The sequence below is a fragment of the Alistipes muris genome, assembly GCF_943193205.1.
Taxonomy (GTDB): Bacteria; Bacteroidota; Bacteroidia; order Bacteroidales; family Rikenellaceae; genus Alistipes; species Alistipes muris.
Window position 1 is genome coordinate 57,214 of sequence record NZ_CALPDD010000011.1, and the last position, 20,907, is coordinate 78,120.

Here is a 20,907-nt window from a genome sequence, read left to right on the forward strand (position 1 = left end):
ACAATCCCGGACCATGAAGCGACCTTCGATAACCATTCCTGCGGTCATCCACCTTTTTGCGGCGGCGCATGTCGCCGTGGCGGTGCTGAGCCGAATTTTCAATTACGTCGACGACGTACCGCTTACGGTGCTGACCCTCTCGATGATCCTTATCGTCTCGGTGCGGCGCGGGCTGCGGGTCGAACTGGTGGCCACGCTGGCACTCATCTGCATCTTCGTCGCCTACCTGTTCGGCATCTACGGCGCCCGCTTCTTCGAGCAGCTGCTCGGATGCGGAATCGCAGCCCCGGCCATCACGACAGCCATAGTCACCGAGCTGATAGGCTGGCTGACCTACGCTTTCGCCCGCTCGCGCAATCCGCAGACCAGCCGCCGCATGCAGTGGTCGCCGTCCACGCGGCAAATCGTCGTCAGCGTCGCCGCCATCCTCCTGTTCCGCATCTTCTACACCAGCCTTTTCAGTTCGCCCTACTTCGAGCAGCAGGGCATCTATCCCGAATTCTACCGCCTGCTGGGCAACACCCTCGCCCTGATGACGATGTTCTGCGGCAACATCATCTTCGTCAACCAACGAGCGCGCCTCTTCCGCCGCCGCGGCCTGCGGCTCGCCGCTTCGGCCCTCTTCACGCTCGGGTTCGTCCTCCTGCTCACGGCCGCCGTCTACTTCGGCCTGCCGCAGGGCAACGGCGCCGCCCTGTCGGCCCGCCACTTCTTCCGGCTCTATACCGTCGTGCTGCTCGTCGACATCGTCGTCTACGCCATGCTCCAGCTCGCGGTCTACGTCATCGAGAGCCACCGCGAACTCCGCTCGGAACGCGGCAAGAAACACCGCGCGCTGTTCCACTACGACCGGCTCAAACAGCAGATCAACCCCCACTTCCTGTTCAATTCGCTCAACATCCTCGATTACCTCGTTCAGGAACACGAGACCGAGCGGGCCAGTGCGTTCATCCGCAAACTCGCCGCGACATACCGCTACATGCTCAAAAAAGCCGACGAACAGCTGGTACCCCTGGAGGAGGAACTCGAATTCGCCCGCCAATATATCGACCTCCTGCAAGAACGGTTCACCAAGGGATTCGAGGTCGAGGTCGACATTCCCCGGCCCCTGCTTCGGCGCTATGTCGTACCCTGCTGCCTGCAACTGCTCATCGAAAACGCTATCAAACACAACGTCGTGAGCCCCGAACAGCCCCTGCACGTCCGCATCGCAGCCGCGGGCGACCGGCTCACCGTCAGCAACAACCTCCAGCTCCGCATGAACGCCCCCGCATCGACGGGCGTGGGCCTGCGCAACATCCGCCAACAATATCTCGACACGGCGGGCGCACCCATCCTTGTGGAGCGAACCGACACCGAATTCCGCGTACAACTTCCTCTGCTATGAAAACGTACAACGTATTGATCGTCGAAGACGAAATCCCCGCCCAGACCAACCTCCGGCGCCTTATCGAAACCCATTTTCCGGACCTGCGCATCGCCGGCGTCCAAAGCTCGGTAGTGGGGACCGTCGGATGGCTGCAGGATTCCGCCAACCGTCCCGACATCATCTTCATGGACGTACAGCTATCCGACGGCATGTGCTTCGACATCTTCGCCCGGACCGAAGTGCGCGGCAAGGTGGTCATCACCACCGCCTACGACGACTACGCCATTCGGGCGTTCCGCGTCAACAGCGTCGACTACCTGCTCAAACCCATCGTCCCCGAAGATTTGCAGGCCGCCGTCGAACGCTGCCGCCGGGCCCTCGAAACGGAAAACCCGGCGCCCGATGCGGAACTGCTGCGAAGCGTCCTTGCGCAGGTGGGCCGCGAGTACAAAAAACGGTTCGTCGTACGCGTAGGAGACAAGATTACGGTTGTCAGCACCGAACAAATCGCCTACCTCTTCGCCGAAGAGAAATACACCTATTTGGTCACCTCCGACGGTCGGCGGCTGATTCTCGACACCTCGCTCGACGCCGTTTCGGAACAAGTCGACCCCCGGCAGTTCTTCCGTCTCTCGCGCAGCTGCACCGCTTCCATCGGCTCCATCGCGGGCATTTCCAGACACCTGAGCAACAGGCTCAAGGTCGCCCTCGACCCCCGGCCCGACTTCGAGGTATTCGTGAGCCGTTCGCGCACGGCCGACTTCATGAACTGGCTGGAAGACAAATAAAATTTGGCAGTCCGCGGGTGTTGTATTAACTTTGCAGGGAAACAACCCCGGGGATCCGGACGTCCCGCATCCCGGCAAACAACGCTAAACGATGAAATTTTTCCAGACCATACGCGACCGCTGGCGCGACTTCTTCCGCAAACGCCGCTTCGCCATGCTCAACGCCACGGACAATTCCGAGGAGTGGCACATACATCTTTCGCCCGCAAGCGTGCTGGCGGGTTTCGTGTCGTTCGTCCTGCTGCTGTTCATCCTCCTGCTCTCGCTCATCGCCTACACCCCGGTGCTGGAATTCCTGCCGGGCTACCGCACGCAGGCGGGGCGTTCACGCGAGAACATCATCCAGAACATCATCCGCATTGATTCGATGGAACGGGTGCTGACCGACATGATGACCTACAACGAGAACATCTCGATGATCCTCGACGGCAAGATGCCTGTGGTCCGCACCTTCATCTCATCCGACAGCCTGCGCACCTCCAAGATACTGGTCAAGCCGTCGGCCGCCGATTCGGCCCTGCGCATCCAGATGGAGGGCGACGGACCCTATTCGCTGGCCGGGGGCGGGGGCATCACCCCGCAGTCGCCGCGCCGCGCCATCGAACTGGTGACCCCCATCGACGGTATCGTCACCGACCACTACGACATCAAGGAAGGGCGTTTCGGGGTCAAGGTAGCCGCCGCGGCGGGTGACCCTGTGACGGCCATCGACGAAGGTACGGTGGTCATCAGCCGCTGGACCCCCGAGACGGGCCACATCATCGAAATCCAGCATACCAACAGCCTGCTTTCCATCTACCGCCACCTCTCGCAGTCGCTCGTCACCAAGGGACAGCGCATCCGTTCGGGCGAAGTCATCGGCTACAATTCCGAGGTGGTCAACGGCGAAGTGGAACTCTTCGAGTTCGAGCTCTGGAACAACGGCAAGCCCGTCGACCCCGAAGGCTACATCCTCTTCTGATGACACGCCAGCGGGTAGCCATCCTCGGGTCCACCGGGTCCATCGGCGAGCAGACGCTCGACATCGTACGCGAGAACCCCGATTCGTTCGAGGTCCGCATTCTCACGGCCCACCGTAACTGGCAACGGCTTGCGGCACAGGCCCGCGAGTTCGACGCCGACACCGTCGTCATTGCCGACAGCACATGCTGCGAACCCCTCCGTGCGGCTTTGGCCGATACCGACACCAAGGTCTACGCCGGAGAAGAAGCCGTTGCGCAGGTGGCCGCCGGGGGCGACACGGACGTTGTGGTCAATGCGCTGGTCGGCTATGCCGGGCTCGCTCCCACCGTCGCAACCTTGCGCGCCGGCAAGAAACTCGCCCTGGCCAACAAGGAATCGTTGGTCGTCGGCGGCGAAGTCGTCATGCGCCTGGCCCAGGAGCACCGGGCGCCGATTCTGCCCATTGATTCGGAACACTCGGCCATCTTCCAATGTCTTGCGGGCGAGCAGTCGCCCGTGCGGCGGCTTATCATCACGTGCAGCGGCGGCTCCCTGCGCGACTTCACGCGCGAACAACTCGAAACCGTCACCGTCCGGCAGGCCCTGCGGCACCCCCAATGGCAGATGGGCGCCAAGATTACCATAGATTCGTCCACGCTGGTCAACAAAGGGTTCGAGGTCATCGAAGCCCACTGGCTGTTCGGCACTCCGGCCGACAAAATAGCGGTCCTGCTCCACCCGCAGTCCATCGTCCATTCGATGGTCGAATTCGAGGACGGGGCCATCAAGGCGCAACTGGGCACGCCCGACATGCGGATGCCTATCAGTCACGCCCTGCTCTATCCGCGCCGCGCCGTACGTCCCGAGGAACATTTCGATTTCCTCGCCCACCCGCAGCTCACGTTCGCCGAAGTCGACCGGACCAAATATCCCGCGCTCGACATCGCCTACGACTGTCTGCGCCGCGGCGGCACGGCGGCATGCACGATGAACGGCTCCAACGAAGTGGCCGTGGCGGCGTTCCTGGGGGAGCAGTGCCCCTGGACCGACATCGTCCGGGCCATCGAATACGCCCTCACGCGTGCCGCATTCTCTGCGGCACCGACTTTGGACGACTACGCCGCGGCCAACGCCGAATCGCGGCGGCTGGCGGCCGAATATCTCCATCTGTAAGCAAGCGCAACCATGGAACTCACCATCAAAATCATCCAGTTTTTCCTCTGCTTCACCATCTTGGTGGGCATTCACGAACTCGGCCATTTCTTCATGGCCCGCCTTTTCCGCATCCGGGTCGACAAGTTCTACATCTTCTTCGACCCGTGGTTCTCGCTCTTCAAGTTCCGCCGCGGCCACACCGAATACGGCTTAGGCTGGCTGCCGCTGGGCGGCTACGTCAAAATCGCCGGCATGATCGACGAATCCATGGACAAGGAACAGCTGCGGCAGCCCGTACAGCCGTGGGAGTTCCGCGCCAAACCCGCCTGGCAACGGTTTCTGGTCATGATTGCCGGGGTCGTGATGAACATCGTCCTGGCCATCGCCATCTACTGCGGCATCTGCTATGCGTGGGGCGACACCTACTTCTCCAACGCCGACGCCCGCTGGGGCTACGCGTTCAACGAAACGGGGCTCCGGCTCGGATTCGAGAACGGCGACCGCTTCGTTTCGGTCGACGGACAATCCGTCGACGACCCGATGGAGGTGCTCAACGCACTGCTCATTACCGAGAACGACCGCACGGTCGTCGTCGAACGCGGCGGCGAGCAGGTGGCCCTTACCCTGCCCTTGGACGAGCTCATCGCCATGCGGCAGGAGCGGGGCTACGAGAATCTGTTCACCCTGTGGCAACCGTTCATCATCGATAGTGTCGTTGCGCCCGGTGCGGCCGCGCTGCGCCGGAGCGATGAAATCGTTGCCATCCGCACGCCCGACGGCCAACAATACGAGCAACTGCAATTCCGCGACAGCCGGGCCCTGCTCAAGCTCCATGCGGGCGACACCCTGCGCTTCACCCTCCTGCGCGACGGCGCCCCCGTCGAGCTGGACCTCCCCGTCTCGGACGAGGGCACGCTCGGCGTGCTGACGCTCAACCCCTACACCCCGCGCACGCGGCACTACACCTTTTGGCAGTCCATCCCCGCAGGTTTCCGCAAGGCGGGCCGGACCATCGCCTCCTACTGGCAGCAACTCAAGCTCATCGCCCAGCCCAAAACCGAACTCTACAAGGAGGTCGGCGGCTTCCTCTCCATCGGCAGCATCTTCCCCGGCAGCTGGAACTGGCAGGATTTCTGGACCAAGACGGCCTTTCTCTCCATTATCCTGGCCGTCATGAACATCCTCCCCATTCCCGGGCTCGACGGCGGGCATGCGATTTTCACCTTCTGGGAAATGATTACGGGCCGCAAGGTGAGCGACAAAGTACTCGAAGTAGCGCAATACATCGGATTGCTGCTGATTCTGGCCCTGCTGCTCTACGCCAACGGCAACGACATCTATCGGTTCTTCATCAAATAGCGATGGCCAAAGTCAAGAAAGCCTATTTCTGCAAGAACTGCGGGCACGAAGCACCCAAGTGGCTGGGCAAGTGTCCGGCGTGCGGCGAGTGGAACACCTTCGCCGAGGAAATCATTGCGCGCGAAAGCGGCCCGGCAGCAGCTTCGGCCGCAGGTCCGCTTCCCACCGCCAAGCCGCAGCGCGTCAGCGAAATCCGCCAGAACGACCTGCGGCGCATCGACCTCGGCAACCCCGAGATCAACCGCGTCCTGGGCGGCGGACTGGTGCCGGGTTCGCTGGTCCTCTTAGGCGGCGAACCGGGCATCGGCAAATCGACCCTTTCGCTTCAGATTGCGCTGGCGCCCAACGGGTTGAAGACCCTCTATGTCTCGGGCGAAGAATCGGCCGAACAAATCAAGATGCGCGCTTCGCGGCTGGGCATCCACAACGAGGAGTGCCTGATTTACGCCGAAACGCTACTCGAAAACATCGTGGCCCAAATCGCCGAACAGAAACCCGACGTCGTAGTCGTCGACTCCATACAGACCATCTATACCGACCTGCTCGACTCGTCGGCGGGCAGCGTGTCGCAAATCCGCGAATGCGCCGCCACGCTGCTCAAATACGCCAAGTCGACCGCCACGTCCATCTTCATCATCGGCCACATCACCAAGGACGGCGCCATTGCCGGACCCAAGATACTGGAACACATAGTCGACGTCGTACTCCAGTTCGAGGGCGACAGCAACAACGTCTACCGCATCCTGCGCGGCATCAAGAACCGTTTCGGCGCCACCTACGAAATCGGTGTCTTCGAGATGCTCGACAGCGGACTGCGCGGGGTCGACAACCCGTCCGAAATCCTGCTGACCCATTACGAAGAAGCTCTGAGCGGCATTGCCGTGGGGGCTTCGGCCGACGGTGTGCGGCCTTATCTTATAGAAGTGCAGGCGCTGGTCAGCGGTGCCGCCTACGGCACACCCCAACGTACCGCCACCGGGTTCGACGCCCGGCGCATGAGCATGCTGCTGGCTGTCGTCGAAAAACGCATCGGGCTCAAAATGTTCCAGAAGGACGTCTTTCTCAACTTCGCGGGCGGGTTCAAGGTCGCCGACCCGGGGCTCGACCTGGCCGTCGTCGCGGCGGTCGTCTCCTCCTATTACGACCGGCCCGTCGGCCCGGGCATCTGCTGCGCCGGCGAAATCGGCCTTTCGGGCGAAGTACGCCCCGCCCCCCGCACCGAACAGCGCATCGGCGAAGCGGCCCGGCTGGGCTTCAGGCGCATCATCGTCTCGGGCTACCTGGCCCCGGGAATCAAACGGCCCAAAGGCATCGAGGTCGTTCCCATCAGCCACATCGGCGAACTGCCGCGGGCGCTCTTTATGGAATAGATTTTGCTCCTGCTCCCCCTAAAAAGGAGCAAGCGATGCAAAAAAGAGTCGTCATATTGGGAGGTGCGGGCTTCATCGGGGCCCATCTGTGTCTGCGCCTGCTGGAAGCGGGCCATCGGATTTTCTGCGTGGATATACGCGATGCGGCCGATTCGCCGCTGCTGAGGGGCGCCTTGCAGCACCCCTCGTTCCGGTTCGTGCGCCACAACATTGTCAGTGCGTTCGGCATCGGATGCGACGAAATCTACAACATGGCCTCGCCCTCGATGGTGCGCTACAACAAGGCGCTGCCCGTCGAATCGCTCAAAACCAGCATCATAGGTTCCATCAATGCACTCGATACGGCCCGGACCGAACATGCACGCGTGCTTTTCGGGTCGTCGGGCGGCGTTTACGACACCGACCGCCGCACCGCCGTGTCCGAGAGCCGCGACTGCTGCTCCACGCACCGCATGCTGGCCGAAGGCAAGATGGCCGCGGAAGCCCTCCACCGGGCTTACCGCAGCGAATTCGGCGTCGATACGCGCATAGCCCGCATCTTCAACACCTACGGACCCGGCGCCGACATCATGGACCAACGCGTGGTCATGAAGATGATTGCCGCCGCGTTGCAGAACCGCGACATCGCCGTTAACGGCAACGGCGAACAGACCCGCGCTTTCTGCTGGGTGGAGGACATGGCCGACGGGCTGATCCGCCTCATGGAAGCCCCGCCCACCGAACAGACCCGCACGCTCGACCTCGGCAACAGCCACGAAGTGCCCATCCGGACGCTGGCCGAGAAAATCATCGCCCTGACCGGCAGCCGTTCGCGCATCGTCCACCTCCCGGCGCGTCCCGACGAGGTCCTGCGCCGCGCGCCCGACATCGCCGCCGCACGCCGCGAACTCGACTGGTCGCCCCGAACTCCGCTGGTCGAGGGGCTCCGCCGGACCATCAGCTACGTCGAAAAGGAACTATCCGGCAACAAACATTCCGTCATGACCTGGGCGGAAATGAACTAAAAATTAAAAATTCAGAATTAAAAATTGAGCGGGGCGGAATGACAACATAGTGAATAGTGAATGGGGAATCATTTTATTCATTGTCATTCTGAACGAAGTGAACCGACGAACGCTCAACATGACATTTATTCCTTATTAACTATACATTATTTTCTGCGGCGGCCCGCATCAGAGATGCGTCCGGCCCCAGCCGGGCCCGCGAGCGGTTGCTGTGGAAGACGAAACAGATTCTTCGTCGCCTGCGGCTCCTCAGAAGAACAAACCGCCTTTCACTTATCACGTTTAACCTTTCACATTATTCAAAATGCAGGATTTGGACAAGATTATCTGGCGCGATGCGCTTACGTTAGTCGATTTTTTCGCCAGCTGGTGCGGGCCGTGCCGGATGATGCACCCCGTCATCGACCGTTTCAAGGAGGAGATGCACGGCCGGGCCGACGTCTACAAGGTCGACATCGACGACCGCGACACCGCCGAATTCACCGCCCGCTACCGCATCGCATCGGTACCCACGCTTATCTTCTTCCGCCGGGGCGAGGTCCTCTGGCGGAGCAGCGGCGTCATCGGGTACAGCGATTTGGTCGGCGTGCTGGAGGAGCTGGAGAAGACCGAGCGCGTCGAACAGAGCTAAAGACGCCACGCCAGCTCGTCCCGGAGATAGCGTTCGGCCGGGGTGTCGCCCCCGGAACCGGCTGCGCGGATTGCCGCCTGCCGGTTTTTTTCGTCGTGCGACCCGATGGCGGTCAGCAGCGCCGCCGCCCCCTGCGCCGTGAGACGGGCCGCATAGGCGGGCTGTCCGCCCTCCTCGGCCGCCGTCGCTACGCGTCGGAGCGCTTCGGCCGCACGTTCTGCCCATGCCGTCGGAGCGTCGGACCGACGGGCCGCACCCATCAGCGCGGCGTATACAAGCAACGGATTTTCAGAAAAGGTCCACTCGTCGAACAACGACGAAAAAACCGCCGCCCGGCTCAACAGCCCGAAAGCAGCTTCTTCGGCCGCTTCGGAGTTGACAATCGCCGCGCCCCATCGGGGCAGTTCTTCGGCCGACAGCCGTTCCGGCTCGGCAATATGGAACGCCGCAAGCCGCAGTTCGCGCACGTCCTGCGAACAAAGATAGAGCGCGAAAGCGTGGTCCGGAGCCTGCGCCCGGGCTATCCGGCGCAACGTAGGCAGGCTCACCCCGAGGTTCAGCCCGTAGGGCGCGCCGAAAAAACGCATTTCGTCGGCCACCGCCCCGTTGCGCTCGCGCCGCATGGCGGCCAGCAGGGCCACCATCCGCGACGTGAAGTCCACCGCGGTCATTTGCGGCGCGGCAATGCCGCATGCACCGTCTTGCCGAACTCGAACACCGGCAGCACCGTGCGTGCGCATTCGCGGCCCGCACAGCTGACCGTGCAGGTCGAGAGGTCGGCGATGCGGCAAGCCACGTAAGGTTCCTTATACTCGGCCTCCGCGATTCCTCCGACAGCCTGCCCCGACGGGGCGATTTGCAGCAGCACCATGTCGCCCGAGAGGTCGGTTTCGGGCAGCAGGCCGTCGACCGAACTGAAACGGCAGACGATATACTGCATCTTATCCGACTGGGGATAAACCACATAACGGCGGCTTTCGGTCGTCACCACATGTTTGCCGAAGAAAAGTTCGAGGTATTCCTGTTCGAGCCGCGCGATTTCGTCGAGCGCCGCCCGAAGTCCTTCGCCGAAGACGTTCTCCCCCGCTTCGCCCGTGATGAGCTCAAGCCGGTGGCGCCGCAGCGAAAAAATGGTGCTGGCCGCACTGCGCGCCGCATCTTCGAGCGACTGCACCCCCATCGTCACCTTGTCGGGTTGGATGCGGGCGAAATCGTCGTGCGCCACGGCATGGGCGACCGCGCGCTGCTCCGAAACCTCGGGAACCTCCTCCGCAAACAGATTTTCCGGCGCCAACAGGGCCACCGACGCACTGCGGAGGGTCCATGCCACCTTGTCGGTCATCGGAGCACGCACACCCAGATATTTCTGCGCAAAACGCGCATAGGGGCCCGCAAGGATCCGGTCGCACTCGGCCACCACGTCGACCGCCAGCGTGGTGCGGGGGTCGGAGACGGTCGCGCCCTGCGCGCTTTCGGCAGCGCCGAACAGCGCGATATACGGATTCTGCGCCGCGGCACCGAACGTGCTGAGCAGCAAGGCAAAAGCCATTGTCAAGCGTTTCATAGTCGGCAATTTTTCAAAACGTATTTGCAAATCAAATATAGCCAATTTTCGCAAGAGTTCAAAATCTGAGGTAGAAATCGCGCGTCAACACCCGGTATTCGGGGGTGTAGCATTCGTGTTCGCCCGTCCCGACGGTCAGCTCCGTGCGTTCGGGAACGGGCGCCGGACCCGCTCCGGCCGGGGTGAATTCGAGCAACACGCGTTTGGCCGGGCGCCGGGGCGTCGTGCGGACGTCGGTACGGCGAACAAGGTCGAGCGGCCCGCAGCAAAGGGCAATGAAGCGGGTCGCCGCATCCGCAGGCAGCACCACGGCGAAGCGTCCTTCGGGCGCAAGCAACCGCACGGCGGCGTCGCGCAGCTCCTCGAACGAAAGCCGCACCGTATGCCGGGCCGCGGTGCGCCCGGCGTCGGGACAAGGCAGCGAACCGTCGAAAAACGGCGGATTGGAGACGACCAGGTCGAACCGCCCGCCGGGGCTGAACGTCTGCGCACTCTCCTGCACCATCTCGATCCGCTCGCCCCACGGCGACGCATCGGCATTGGCCCGGGCTTCGGCCACCTCCTCGATGTCGATGCCCGCAATCCGTGCCTGCGGAGCCCGCTGGGCCAGCATCAACGCGATCAGCCCCGTCCCCGTACCGATGTCGAGCATCCGCCGGTCCGAAGCCCGCACCGTGGCCCACGCCCCCAGCAGCACCCCGTCCGTCCCGACTTTCATCGGGCTGAGGTCCTGCCGGACAACGAACTGTTTGAACCGAAACGAAGTCACAAGGTCATCCTCCTGTCTATTCCGGCCCCGAAAAGGGCGAAATCGAACCGCACGGGGTCGTCGGGGTCGAATGCGCGGAGCGCGGCGGTAATCTCCTCCACGGCCCGCCAGTCGTTCTGACGCCGGCCCAGCAACCCGAGTGCGCGCCCCACCTCGCCCGTATGGACGTCGAGCGGCAGGAAGAGCGCCGACATGGGAATCCGCCGCCACAGACCGAAGTCCACGCCCCGGTCGTCGCGGCGCACCATCCACCGCAGGAACATGCACAGCCGCTTGCAGGCCGCCCCCTTGTCGATGGACGAAAGGTGTTTTTCGCAGCGCGGCGCATGGCGGCACCCGAAAAATTCGCGCCGGAATTCGGCCAGCACCTGCGGCATGGAACCCGTCGCCTGGTAACGCTCCTCAAAAAACGCTCCCAGCCCGCCGAAACGTTCCTCCAACGAACGGAGCGCAAGGATGAAGTCGCGCAAATCGCTGCCGTTGAACGTGCGGTGCGCATAGCCGTCGAGCTGCGCCAGCTCGCGGTCCGAAGCGTGGCAGACGAAGTCGGCCGGAGCATCGTCCATCAGGCGCATCATCCGGTGAGCGCTCCGGACGATGGACTTGCGGTTGCCCCACGCGATGGTCGCCGCCAGGAAACCCGCTATCTCGCGGTCGGCCGGGTCCGTATAGGCATGCGGCACCGAAATCGGGTCGTCCGCGATGAATTCGGGGCGGTTGTAACGGTCGCAGAGCCGTTCGAGCAGCGCACGCAGTTCGCCGTCCACGTCAGCGTATGTTTCCGTCGGACATGACAATCCGGCGGTCGGCCATGGCCGCCAGATTTTCGTCGTGGGTCACGATGACGACAGTCTGCCCCAACTTGTCGCGCAGCTCGAAAAAGAGCTTGTGGATTTCGTCGCGGTTGCGCGAATCGAGGTTGCCCGAGGGCTCGTCGGCCAGCAGCACCGCAGGCGAGTTGACCAGCGCCCGTGCGATGGCCACCCGCTGCTGTTCGCCGCCCGAGAGCTGGCTGGGCTTGTGGCCGCGACGGGCCGAAAGGCCCATCAGCGCCAGCAGCTCGTCGGCCCGGCGTTCCACCTCGGCACGCGGACGGCGGCCGATGAAGCCCGGGATGCAGACGTTCTCGAACGCCGTGAATTCGGGCAGCAGGTGGTGGAACTGGAAAACGAAGCCGATGCGCTCGTTGCGGAACTGCGACAGCGCCTTGTCGCCCAGGGCGAAAGGCTCGGTCCCGTCGATGAGCAGCCGCCCCGAATCGGGCCGCGAAAGGGTGCCCAATATTTGCAGAAGCGTCGTCTTGCCCGCGCCGCTGGCTCCCGCTATCGAGACCACCTCGCCGCGCGCCACTTCGAGCGACACCCCTTTGAGCACCTCCAGCTCGCCGAAGCGCTTGCGTATGTCGGTCGCCCGAATCATCGTCCGAAGCCGTATCGCTCGTCGAGCTGCCGGAGCACGCGGTCTACATGTTCCACCGCCCCGCCGTCGAGCGTCTCCGGCCCGAAGCAATCGCCCAAGGCCGTTTCTAAGCTGTTATAGTTGTTCACAGCCGCCCCGAAGCGCTCCAGATACGCGTAGCATTCCAGCACCTCCAACAGCAGCTGCCTGTCCTGCACGGCCGCCATCGCACCCGACGCACGCAGCACCTCAAGCGCATCGCTCTGCGGCGCGAAGCCGGCGGCCCGCTCCACGTCGGAACGGTATTTTTCGAGCGTATCGGCCGGAATGCGGCTATAGTCGCGGCCGTACTCGTCGAGCAGGGCGAAGCCGCGGCAGGCTTCTGCGGTCAGGGCCCGGTTGGCCTTGAGCTCCTCGCTGACCAGCTGCATAACGCCTCGCACCTGCCGGGCCTCGCGCCACCGTTCGACCAACCCGGCCGCGGCGAGCGTCAGTGCCACACCGACGATGACCACCAGCAACTGGCGCATATAATCGCCCCACGAACGACCACCCGCGGAATTGCGGCCCGCAGGATTGCCCGGCTTGCGGTTCACGGCAGCCCCGCGTCCCGGACGGTTCTGACGGACGTTGTTCTGCTGTGCGCGCTGACCAGCGTTCTGCTGGCTTTTCTGCGATGCGCTGCCTGCACTCTGCGCACTGGCCTGCTGGGCGTTCTGCCCGTTCTGATGCCCGCGCGAGCGTCCGCGCGAACGGCGCCGGCGTCCGGTAGCGCTGCCGGATGCGGCTTCGGCGGAGTTCTCCGCCGGATTCTTGGTTGTCTGTTCTTCTTTCATGCTTGTTTTCTGTTTTGTTCGTACAGCCCGAAAAGACGGACCGTGTCGGCCGCTTCGCGCACGTCGTGCACCCGCAGCACCGTCGCTCCCTGCCGCAGCGCTTCCCACCCGAGGGCCACCGTTCCGGCCAATGCGTCGGCAGGCGAAGCGTCGAGCGCCCTGTATATCATCGACTTGCGCGACAGCCCTGCCAGCACCGGGAAACCCAGCGCGCACAACTTGTGCAGTCCGGCCAACAATTCATAATTTTGTTCGAGGGTTTTGGCGAATCCGAATCCGGGGTCGAGGACGATGTTTCCGCGCCGGATGCCCGCGGCCGTCAGCTCCGCGACCCGACGCCCGAAATAACCGCACACCTCTGTCACGATGTCGCTGCGGTAGTCGGTCAGCGTCTGCATGGTCTGCGGGTCGCCCTTCATGTGCATAATTATATAAGGTACACCCAGCCGCGCCACGGTGGCAGGCATGGCCGGGTCGAGCTCTCCGGCCGAAATGTCGTTGATGATGACCTCGCCGAACCGCTCTGCGGCCTGCGCCGCCACCGACGCCCGGAACGTATCGACCGAAACGGGCATATGCGGAGCGAGCCGCCGCACCACGCCGAGCGCCGTCGAGACGCGCCGCCACTCCTCGTCGGGCACCACCGCGTCGGCCCCCGGACGCGAAGAATAACCCCCGACGTCGATCAGATCGGCCCCCTGGTCCAGGCACTCGCGCACCCTGCGCTCGATGGCCGTCTCGTCAACCGTGCGGCTGCCGGCGAAGAACGAATCGGGCGTGGCGTTGAGAATCGCCATCACGCAAGGCTGTGAAAAATCAATTCGCATGCTGTCGGACTTGGTTTTCGTGGCGCAAACGGCGGTCGAGCTCGTCGACGGCAGGCTCCAACTCCTCCTCCACGATGTTGACCAGCGTGAAGTCGGCGCGGCGGCACAGCGTATCGTCGTCGGTCTGTGCCGCCATACGGGCCCGCACGGCTTCGGGACGGCTTCCGTCGCGGCGGCAGGCCCGCGCCACCCGCACCTCGGCGGGCGCCAGCACCGCCACCGTACGGTCCACGACCGCATCGAACCCCGACTCAAAGAGGATAGCACTCTCCAACACGACGTAATCGCCCGTCTGCCGCGCGGCCCACTCCTCGAAATCGCGCCTAACGGCGGGATGGACCAAGGCATTGAGGTCGGCGAGCGCAAGCGCATTGCCGAAAACGACCCCGGCGAGGTAACTGCGGTCGAGCAGCCCGTCGCGATAGACGGCCGCGCCGAACCGCGCGACAAGCCCCTCGCGCAGGAACCCGTCCTCCTCCATGAGCCGCCGTGCGGCGGCATCCGAATCGTAGACGGCGGCCCCCCTGGCGGCCAACAACGCGCAAACGGTGCTCTTGCCGCTGCCGATACCGCCCGTAATACCCACCTTGATCATCGCTTCTGCGGCCTGTCGATTTCGGGCACCCCGTCGACCGAAAGCACCTTGATGTCGCTCAACTGCACGGCGATGGCGTTCTGCAACGACTTGGGGTCGATGACGATTTTGCCCTCGTGGCCCTCCTCGCGCGAAGACTTGTACTTGAGCTGCGAAAGCGGGACGCGCAAGGTCTTGTTCATGTAGACCTTATAACCGAACAGGTTGGTGCCGACGCCCTGCACGACGCACGACACTTCGAGCGGCACCCCGTCGACCTCGACGCGGACCCCGAGGTGGGTGCTGTAAGTATAACTGAGCTTGGCGATATACCAAAATATGAACGCCGCGACGAACAACGCCAGAAACACGGGCGAGACATAACGCCGCAACCAGGCTGCCAACTTTTCCATGAATGACGAAACTTTTCTGCGAAGATAATGCAATCCGCCCGCACCGCCAAACCCGGCCTGCAAAAAATGGCCCTGCCCCCTGCGGAAAACAGCGCACCCGGGCTTTCGCCCGGGTGCACCGCCTAACCTTCAATATGAAAAAGTGACGAATCTTATTTCTCCTCTTTCTTCCTGTCCGAACGGGTCATCAAGTCGTAGGCCACGGGCGTAGCGATGAAAATCGTGGCGGCCGTACCGACGACGACACCGACCGTGAGGGCGAAGATGAAACCGCGGATGGTCTCGCCGCCGAAGAAGAAGATGGCCAACAACGTCACGATCGTCGTACCCGAAGTGTTGATGGTACGCGACAAAGTGGAGTTGATGGCGTTGTTGACGTTCTCGCGCAACGTACGTTTCGGGTAAAGCCCCAGGAACTCGCGGATGCGGTCGAACACGACCACCGTGTCGTTGATGGCGTAACCGATGATGGTCAGAATGGCGGCGATGAAAGCCTGGTTGACCTCCAGGTTGAACGGCATCAGACCGTAGAACATGGAGAACAGACCGATGATGAACAACGCGTTGACGGCCAAAGCCAAGGTAGCGCCCGTAGCCCACTGCCACCGCTTGAAACGGAACGTGATGTAGAGCCCGATGGCGATGAGCGAGAAGAGCACCGAATAAATGGCATTCCAGGTCATGTCCTTGGCGATCGAAGGACCGATTTTGTCGGCGTTCAGAATACCGTTGACGTCGGTCTGCGTATTGCGGAACTGCTCGAACGTAATATCATAGGAGTAGAGCGGAGCGACCGCATCGTAGATGATGCGCTCGACCTCGGCCGTAGCCTCGTCCGAAGTGTCGTCGAAACGGTACTGCGTGACGATGCGCATCTGGTTCTCGTTGCCGTACTGCTTGACCTCGGAGCTGACCGAAGCGGCGTCGGCATCGGCCTGCGCGGCGAAAGCCTGCTCGACGCGCCCGCGCACCTCCTCGGCCGAAACGGCCTTGTCGAAACGGACCACGTAAGCACGGCCGCCCGTGAACTCGGCGCCGAGGTTCAAACCGCGCACGGCGAACGACACGCACGAAAGCAGAATCAGAACGGCGGTGACGATATAGGCGATCTTGCGCTTGGCGATGAAATCGACATGGGTGTTATTGAGGAAATTCTCCGACCACCTGCGCGAGAAAGAGATATGGCCCCACTTGGCGACAATCCATTCGATCAAAAGGCGCGTGATGAAGACGGCGCAGAGGAACGAAGTGATGATACCGATAATCAACGTCGTAGCGAAGCCCTGCACCGGACCGTTGCCGAAGATGAACAACACGATACCCGTGATGATGGTGGTGAGGTTACCGTCGATGATGGCCGAATAAGCCTTCGAGAAACCGTCCTTGATGGCGAGCGACAGGCTCTTGCCGCCGCGCAACTCCTCCTTGATACGCTCGTAGATGATGACGTTGGCATCGACGGCCATACCCATCGTCAGCACGATACCGGCGATACCGGGCAAGGTGAGGACGGCGCCGAACGACACCAGGATACCCATGAGCAAGAAGACGTTGGTCAACAAAGCGATGTCGGACATCCAACCCGCAGTCTTGTAGAAGAGACCCATGTAGAGCAGGACGAGGACGAAAGCGATGAGAAACGACAGCATACCGGCGTTGATGGACTCCTGGCCCAACGACGGACCGACGACGGTATCCTGGATGATTTTGGCGGGTGCGGGCACCTTACCGGAACTGAGGACGTTGGCGAGGTCCTGCGCCTCCTGGATGGTGAAGTCGCCGGAAATCTCGGAAGAACCCTTGTCGATTTTGGTGCGGACGTTGGGTGCCGAATAAACGTAACCGTCGAGCACGATGGCGATGCACTTGCCGATGTTCTCGCCTGTGAGCCGCGACCACTCCTGTGCGCCCTCAGCGTTCATGGTCATCGACACGACGGCCGAAGCACCGCGCTCGGCATACTGCTCGCGCGCCTCGGTGATGACCGACCCGTCGAGCGGAGCGCGCCCGTCGGAAGTGGCGACGCGGATAGCGTAGAGGTAATAACGGCCGTCGATGCGGTCGTCGCCCTTGACACCCCACTTGAACTCGATGTCGGCGGGGAAGAACTCACGCACCTTGGGATCTCTCAGATAAGCCTCGACGGCAGCCATGTCGGCCTTGTAAGCGGCACCCACGGCGGCCCCGCCAGCGAACGACGGGTCGAGGACGGCGAACAACGGATTCTGCGCACGGTCGAAACGCTCCGACGCGGCGGGCGCAGTCTCGGCGGTCTCGCCGATTTCGGAAATGAGGTCGCCGGCTTCGCCTGCACTCTTCTGCTTCTCGACGACTTCGGCCTTGACGCTCTCGCCGCTGGCGGCAGCCTCGGCCAACGCCGAACGCAGATACTTGTCGGCGGTCATCAACGACGGCAGCACCTCGTTGGCGTTATAAGTAGTCCAGAACTCCAACGACGCGGTACCCTGCAACAAATCGCGGACGCGCTGCGGCTCCTTGACGCCCGGCAACTCGACGAGGATACGGTGCGAATTGGGCAGGCGCATGATATTGGGCTGCGTGACGCCGAAGTGGTCGATACGACTGCGCAAAACGTTGAACGAAGCGGCGATAGCGGCCTCGGTCTCGCGCTTGAGAATCTTCTCGACGTCGGCATTGGTACTTTCGAGCGAAATGTCCTTGCGGTCGGGGCTGACGAAGATGGCCGCGAGCGACCCGCCGTTGGTCAGACGCTCGTAAGCCTTGACGAAGTCGCCGATATAATCCTTGGAATCGCCCGACTTCATGGCCTCGTCGGCCTCGGCGATAGCCTGCATGAAAGCGGGATCGCTCTGGCTGTCGCCGGCCAACGCCTTGACAACGTCCTCGACCTGCACCTCCAACATGACGTTCATACCGCCCTTGAGGTCGAGACCGAGGTTCAACTCCTTCTCCTTGCACTCCTTGTAAGTGAAACGCTTGAAACCGACGTTGTAGACGGGCAGGTTCTGGACCGAATCCAGGAAATGCTGCTCCGCCTCGGCCTGCCGGTCGAGCGGGAACTGGGCGGCATAGGCGGCCGCCTGCTTCTCTACGCTCCGTGTCTTGAACGTGAACGAGAGCTGGTAAACGCATGCGAGGGCCAGAAGCACCGCGATGAGTTTGATGAAACCTTTACTTTGCATCGGTAAGAAATGAATTTGTTATTTGTTGTAATTATTCTCTCCAAAGCCTAATAGCGCACAAAGATACGAATAAGTGAGGGCAAAAGCAAGTTTACTTGCATTTTGCCGAACGTGAGTATCTAAGACGCAGCCAAAGATACGAAAAGCCGAGGGCAATGCCAAATTTATTTGAGTATTGCCGAGGCGGAGTATCTTCGGCGAAGCCAAAGATAGGAAAAACAATTCACAATTCATAATTGCAGGCAACGAATAGTTGACGATGGACAAGAAAATGATAAATACTTTACGCGGAGCGCGGCCGGGGCGATGGTTGCTACGGACGGGTGAAACGGTTCTTCGTCGGTCTTGCGACCTCCTCAGAATAACAAGGCGGACATCAAAATGATATTTAATTTATACCCTTTTAATTTTCAATTAAAAAAGCGCAGTCCCGGGAAACGGAACTGCGCTGAAAACACCGGAGGGAAAAACCGCCCCGGACGGAATCTATTTGACCTCCTCGAACTCGACGTCCTCGGGCTGGTTGTTGCCAGCGGCATCCTGAGCACCGCCAGCATTGGCCTGCTGACCAGCGCCCTGCGCACCGGCGGCACCCTGTGCCTGCTGCTGGGCGTAGATGTCCTGCGAAGCGGCCTGCCAAGCAGCGTTTAACTCGTTGATAGCGGTGTCGATAGCGGCGATGTCGGCGTTCTTGTGGGCCTCCTTGAGCTTGCCGAGCGCCGTTTCGATGGCAGACTTCTTGTCGGCGGGCAGCTTGTCGCCGTACTCTTTGAGCTGCTTTTCGGTAGCGAAGATATTGGAATCGGCGGCGTTGATCTTGTCGATACGCTCCTTTTCCTCCTTATCCTTGGCCTCGTTGGCCTTGGCCTCGTCGCGCATGCGCTGGATTTCCTGCTCGGTCAGACCCGACGAAGCCTCGATACGGATTTTCTGCTCCTTGCCGGTACCCTTGTCCTTGGCCGAAACGTTGAGAATACCGTTGGCGTCGATGTCGAACGTAACCTCGATCTGCGGCACGCCGCGCGGAGCGGCAGGGATGCCGTCGAGGTGGAAACGCCCGATAGACTTGTTATCACGGGCCAACGGACGCTCGCCCTGGCAAACGTTGATTTCGACCGAAGGCTGGTTGTCGGCCGCCGTGGAGAAAGTCTCCGACTTGCGGGTAGGAATGGTGGTATTGGCCTCGATGAGCTTGGTCATCACGCCGCCCAAAGTCTCGATACCGAGCGACAGGGGCGTAACGTCGAGTAACAACACGTCCTTGACCTCGCCCGTGAGCACACCGCCCTGGATGGCGGCGCCGATGGCCACGACCTCGTCGGGGTTGACCGACTTGTTGGGAGCCTTGCCGAAGAACTCCTCGACGATTTTCTGGATAGCGGGGATACGCGTCGAACCGCCGACGAGAATCACCTCGTCGATTTGCGAAGCGTCCAACCCGGCGTCGCGCAAGGCGAGCTTGCACGGCTCGACAGTCTTACGAATCAGATGATCGCACAACTGCTCGAACTTGGCGCGCGTGAGCGACATGACGAGGTGCTGCGGAATGCCGTTGACGGGCATGATGTAAGGCAGGTTGATTTCGGTCGTAGTCGAAGACGAGAGCTCGATTTTGGCCTTTTCGGCGGCCTCCTTCAGACGCTGCAGCGCCATGGGGTCCTGCCGCAGGTCGATCTGATGCTCGGCCTTGAACGCCTCGGCCATGTAGTCGATGAGCACGTGGTCGAAGTCGTCGCCGCCGAGGTGGGTGTCGCCGTTGGTCGACTTGACCTCGAAGACGCCGTCGCCCAGTTCGAGAATCGAAATATCGAACGTACCGCCGCCGAGGTCGTAGACGGCGATCTTCATGTCGCTGTCCTTCTTGTCGAGACCGTAAGCCAAAGCGGCGGCCGTAGGCTCGTTGATGATACGGCGGACCTTGAGACCGGCGATTTCGCCCGCCTCCTTGGTAGCCTGGCGCTGCGAATCGGAGAAGTAAGCGGGCACGGTGATGACGGCCTCGCTGACCTCCTGCCCGAGGTAATCCTCGGCCGTCTTCTTCATCTTCTGGAGGATGATGGCCGAAATCTCCTGCGGAGTGTACTGGCGCCCGTCGATGTCGACGCGGGGCGTATTGTTATCGCCGCGGACGATGGAATAAGGCGCACGCTCGATGTCGGAGGCGACCTGGTCGTAACGCTCGCCCATGAAACGCTTGATGGAGAAGACCGTACGCTTGGGGTTGGTAATCGCCTGACGCTTGGCGGGATCGCCGACCTTGCGCTCGCCGTTGTCGATGAAAGCGACCACCGACGGCGTTGTACGGTGACCCTCGGAATTGGGAATCACAACGGGCTCGTTACCCTCCATGACCGACACGCAGGAATTTGTCGTGCCAAGGTCGATACCAATAATCTTTGCCATAATAAGTGTGAATTTGAATGCTTGTTAATTCTGTTAATCCGGTAACCTGTTCCCTGCCGCCCTGTTCTGTGCTTGTGCGGACTATGCCGCAGCGAGAAAAGGCGCATGAATACGAACCGTTTTATCGGCTTTTACGACCGTAAGTCAATCAAAGGTTGTACCAAAGGGCGAACTCTGCCAATTTGACAGCCCCGTGGCAGTTCGGGCCGCCGGGAAGTCCGCGCAACGTGCTATTTTGGCAGGAAAGCGAGGGCAAGGCATGGCTGGCAAAAGATTCTTCGTCGCCTATGGTTCCTCAGAATGACAAGGCAAGGGGGGGGTAGATTATTCGCTGCGCTCAG

At 61.8% G+C, this 20,907-nt stretch carries 19 protein-coding genes; 8 read left to right on the forward strand and 11 right to left on the reverse strand.

The window, feature by feature from the left end; all coding sequences use genetic code 11:
- Nucleotides 1–13: 13 nt before the first annotated feature.
- From NFR47_RS07130 to NFR47_RS07165, 8 genes are all read left to right on the forward strand, one after another.
- Nucleotides 14–1,387: a sensor histidine kinase gene (locus tag NFR47_RS07130; protein ID WP_251214885.1), complete on the forward strand. Its 1,374-nt coding sequence runs from the start codon at nt 14–16 to the stop codon at nt 1,385–1,387.
- A complete protein-coding gene (locus NFR47_RS07135; protein ID WP_251214886.1) occupies nt 1,384–2,157 on the forward strand; it encodes a LytR/AlgR family response regulator transcription factor in 774 nt (257 codons plus the stop codon). Before NFR47_RS07130 ends, NFR47_RS07135 begins: the two co-directional genes overlap by 4 nt.
- Nucleotides 2,158–2,248: 91 nt before the next feature.
- Nucleotides 2,249–3,118 (forward strand): murein hydrolase activator EnvC family protein, encoded by an 870-nt coding sequence (locus NFR47_RS07140; RefSeq protein ID WP_251214887.1) that lies wholly within the window; start codon nt 2,249–2,251, stop codon nt 3,116–3,118.
- Complete coding sequence (gene dxr / locus NFR47_RS07145; RefSeq protein ID WP_251214888.1) at nt 3,118–4,272, forward strand: 1-deoxy-D-xylulose-5-phosphate reductoisomerase; 1,155 nt, start codon at nt 3,118–3,120, stop codon at nt 4,270–4,272. Before NFR47_RS07140 ends, dxr begins: the two co-directional genes overlap by 1 nt.
- Before the next feature lie 12 nt (nt 4,273–4,284).
- Complete coding sequence (gene rseP / locus NFR47_RS07150; protein WP_251214889.1) at nt 4,285–5,613, forward strand: RIP metalloprotease RseP; 1,329 nt, start codon at nt 4,285–4,287, stop codon at nt 5,611–5,613.
- A 2-nt stretch (nt 5,614–5,615) separates the two neighbouring features.
- Nucleotides 5,616–6,983: a DNA repair protein RadA gene (gene radA / locus NFR47_RS07155; RefSeq protein ID WP_251214890.1), complete on the forward strand. Its 1,368-nt coding sequence runs from the start codon at nt 5,616–5,618 to the stop codon at nt 6,981–6,983.
- Between the two features lie 35 nt (nt 6,984–7,018).
- Nucleotides 7,019–7,987 carry an NAD-dependent epimerase/dehydratase family protein gene (locus NFR47_RS07160; RefSeq protein ID WP_251214891.1) on the forward strand — a complete coding sequence of 323 codons (969 nt, stop codon included), beginning with the start codon at nt 7,019–7,021 and terminating at the stop codon, nt 7,985–7,987.
- A 304-nt stretch (nt 7,988–8,291) separates the two neighbouring features.
- Nucleotides 8,292–8,618 carry a thioredoxin family protein gene (locus NFR47_RS07165; protein ID WP_251214892.1) on the forward strand — a complete coding sequence of 109 codons (327 nt, stop codon included), beginning with the start codon at nt 8,292–8,294 and terminating at the stop codon, nt 8,616–8,618.
- Here the strand turns inward: NFR47_RS07165 and NFR47_RS07170 are convergent.
- From NFR47_RS07170 to dnaK, 11 genes are all read right to left on the reverse strand, one after another.
- A complete protein-coding gene (locus NFR47_RS07170) occupies nt 8,615–9,289 on the reverse strand; it encodes a DNA alkylation repair protein (RefSeq protein ID WP_251214893.1) in 675 nt (224 codons plus the stop codon). The two genes, NFR47_RS07165 and NFR47_RS07170, sit on opposite strands and share 4 nt — an antisense overlap.
- On the reverse strand, nt 9,286–10,182 hold the full coding sequence (locus tag NFR47_RS07175; protein WP_251214894.1) for a DUF4831 family protein: 897 nt from the start codon (nt 10,180–10,182) through the stop codon (nt 9,286–9,288). Before NFR47_RS07175 ends, NFR47_RS07170 begins: the two co-directional genes overlap by 4 nt.
- 58 nt (nt 10,183–10,240) lie before the next feature.
- Nucleotides 10,241–10,900: a tRNA1(Val) (adenine(37)-N6)-methyltransferase gene (locus NFR47_RS07180; protein ID WP_251214895.1), complete on the reverse strand. Its 660-nt coding sequence runs from the start codon at nt 10,898–10,900 to the stop codon at nt 10,241–10,243.
- 47 nt (nt 10,901–10,947) lie between these two features.
- Nucleotides 10,948–11,718 (reverse strand): TIGR02757 family protein, encoded by a 771-nt coding sequence (locus NFR47_RS07185; RefSeq protein WP_251214896.1) that lies wholly within the window; start codon nt 11,716–11,718, stop codon nt 10,948–10,950.
- 1 nt (nt 11,719) lies between these two features.
- Complete coding sequence (locus NFR47_RS07190) at nt 11,720–12,370, reverse strand: ABC transporter ATP-binding protein (protein WP_251214897.1); 651 nt, start codon at nt 12,368–12,370, stop codon at nt 11,720–11,722.
- On the reverse strand, nt 12,367–13,185 hold the full coding sequence (locus NFR47_RS07195) for a hypothetical protein (RefSeq protein ID WP_251214898.1): 819 nt from the start codon (nt 13,183–13,185) through the stop codon (nt 12,367–12,369). Before NFR47_RS07195 ends, NFR47_RS07190 begins: the two co-directional genes overlap by 4 nt.
- Nucleotides 13,182–14,012 carry a dihydropteroate synthase gene (gene folP, locus NFR47_RS07200; RefSeq protein WP_420838567.1) on the reverse strand — a complete coding sequence of 277 codons (831 nt, stop codon included), beginning with the start codon at nt 14,010–14,012 and terminating at the stop codon, nt 13,182–13,184. The genes NFR47_RS07195 and folP overlap by 4 nt, the downstream gene beginning before the upstream one ends.
- Nucleotides 14,002–14,607 carry a dephospho-CoA kinase gene (coaE, locus tag NFR47_RS07205; RefSeq protein WP_251214899.1) on the reverse strand — a complete coding sequence of 202 codons (606 nt, stop codon included), beginning with the start codon at nt 14,605–14,607 and terminating at the stop codon, nt 14,002–14,004. Before coaE ends, folP begins: the two co-directional genes overlap by 11 nt.
- Nucleotides 14,604–14,999, reverse strand: a complete 396-nt coding sequence (locus NFR47_RS07210; protein ID WP_251214900.1) for a hypothetical protein — start codon at nt 14,997–14,999, stop codon at nt 14,604–14,606. Before NFR47_RS07210 ends, coaE begins: the two co-directional genes overlap by 4 nt.
- A 152-nt stretch (nt 15,000–15,151) precedes the next feature.
- Complete coding sequence (secDF, locus tag NFR47_RS07215) at nt 15,152–18,163, reverse strand: protein translocase subunit SecDF (RefSeq protein WP_251214901.1); 3,012 nt, start codon at nt 18,161–18,163, stop codon at nt 15,152–15,154.
- Between the two features lie 486 nt (nt 18,164–18,649).
- On the reverse strand, nt 18,650–20,566 hold the full coding sequence (gene dnaK / locus NFR47_RS07220) for a molecular chaperone DnaK (RefSeq protein WP_251214902.1): 1,917 nt from the start codon (nt 20,564–20,566) through the stop codon (nt 18,650–18,652).
- Between the last annotated feature and the right edge of the window lie 341 nt (nt 20,567–20,907).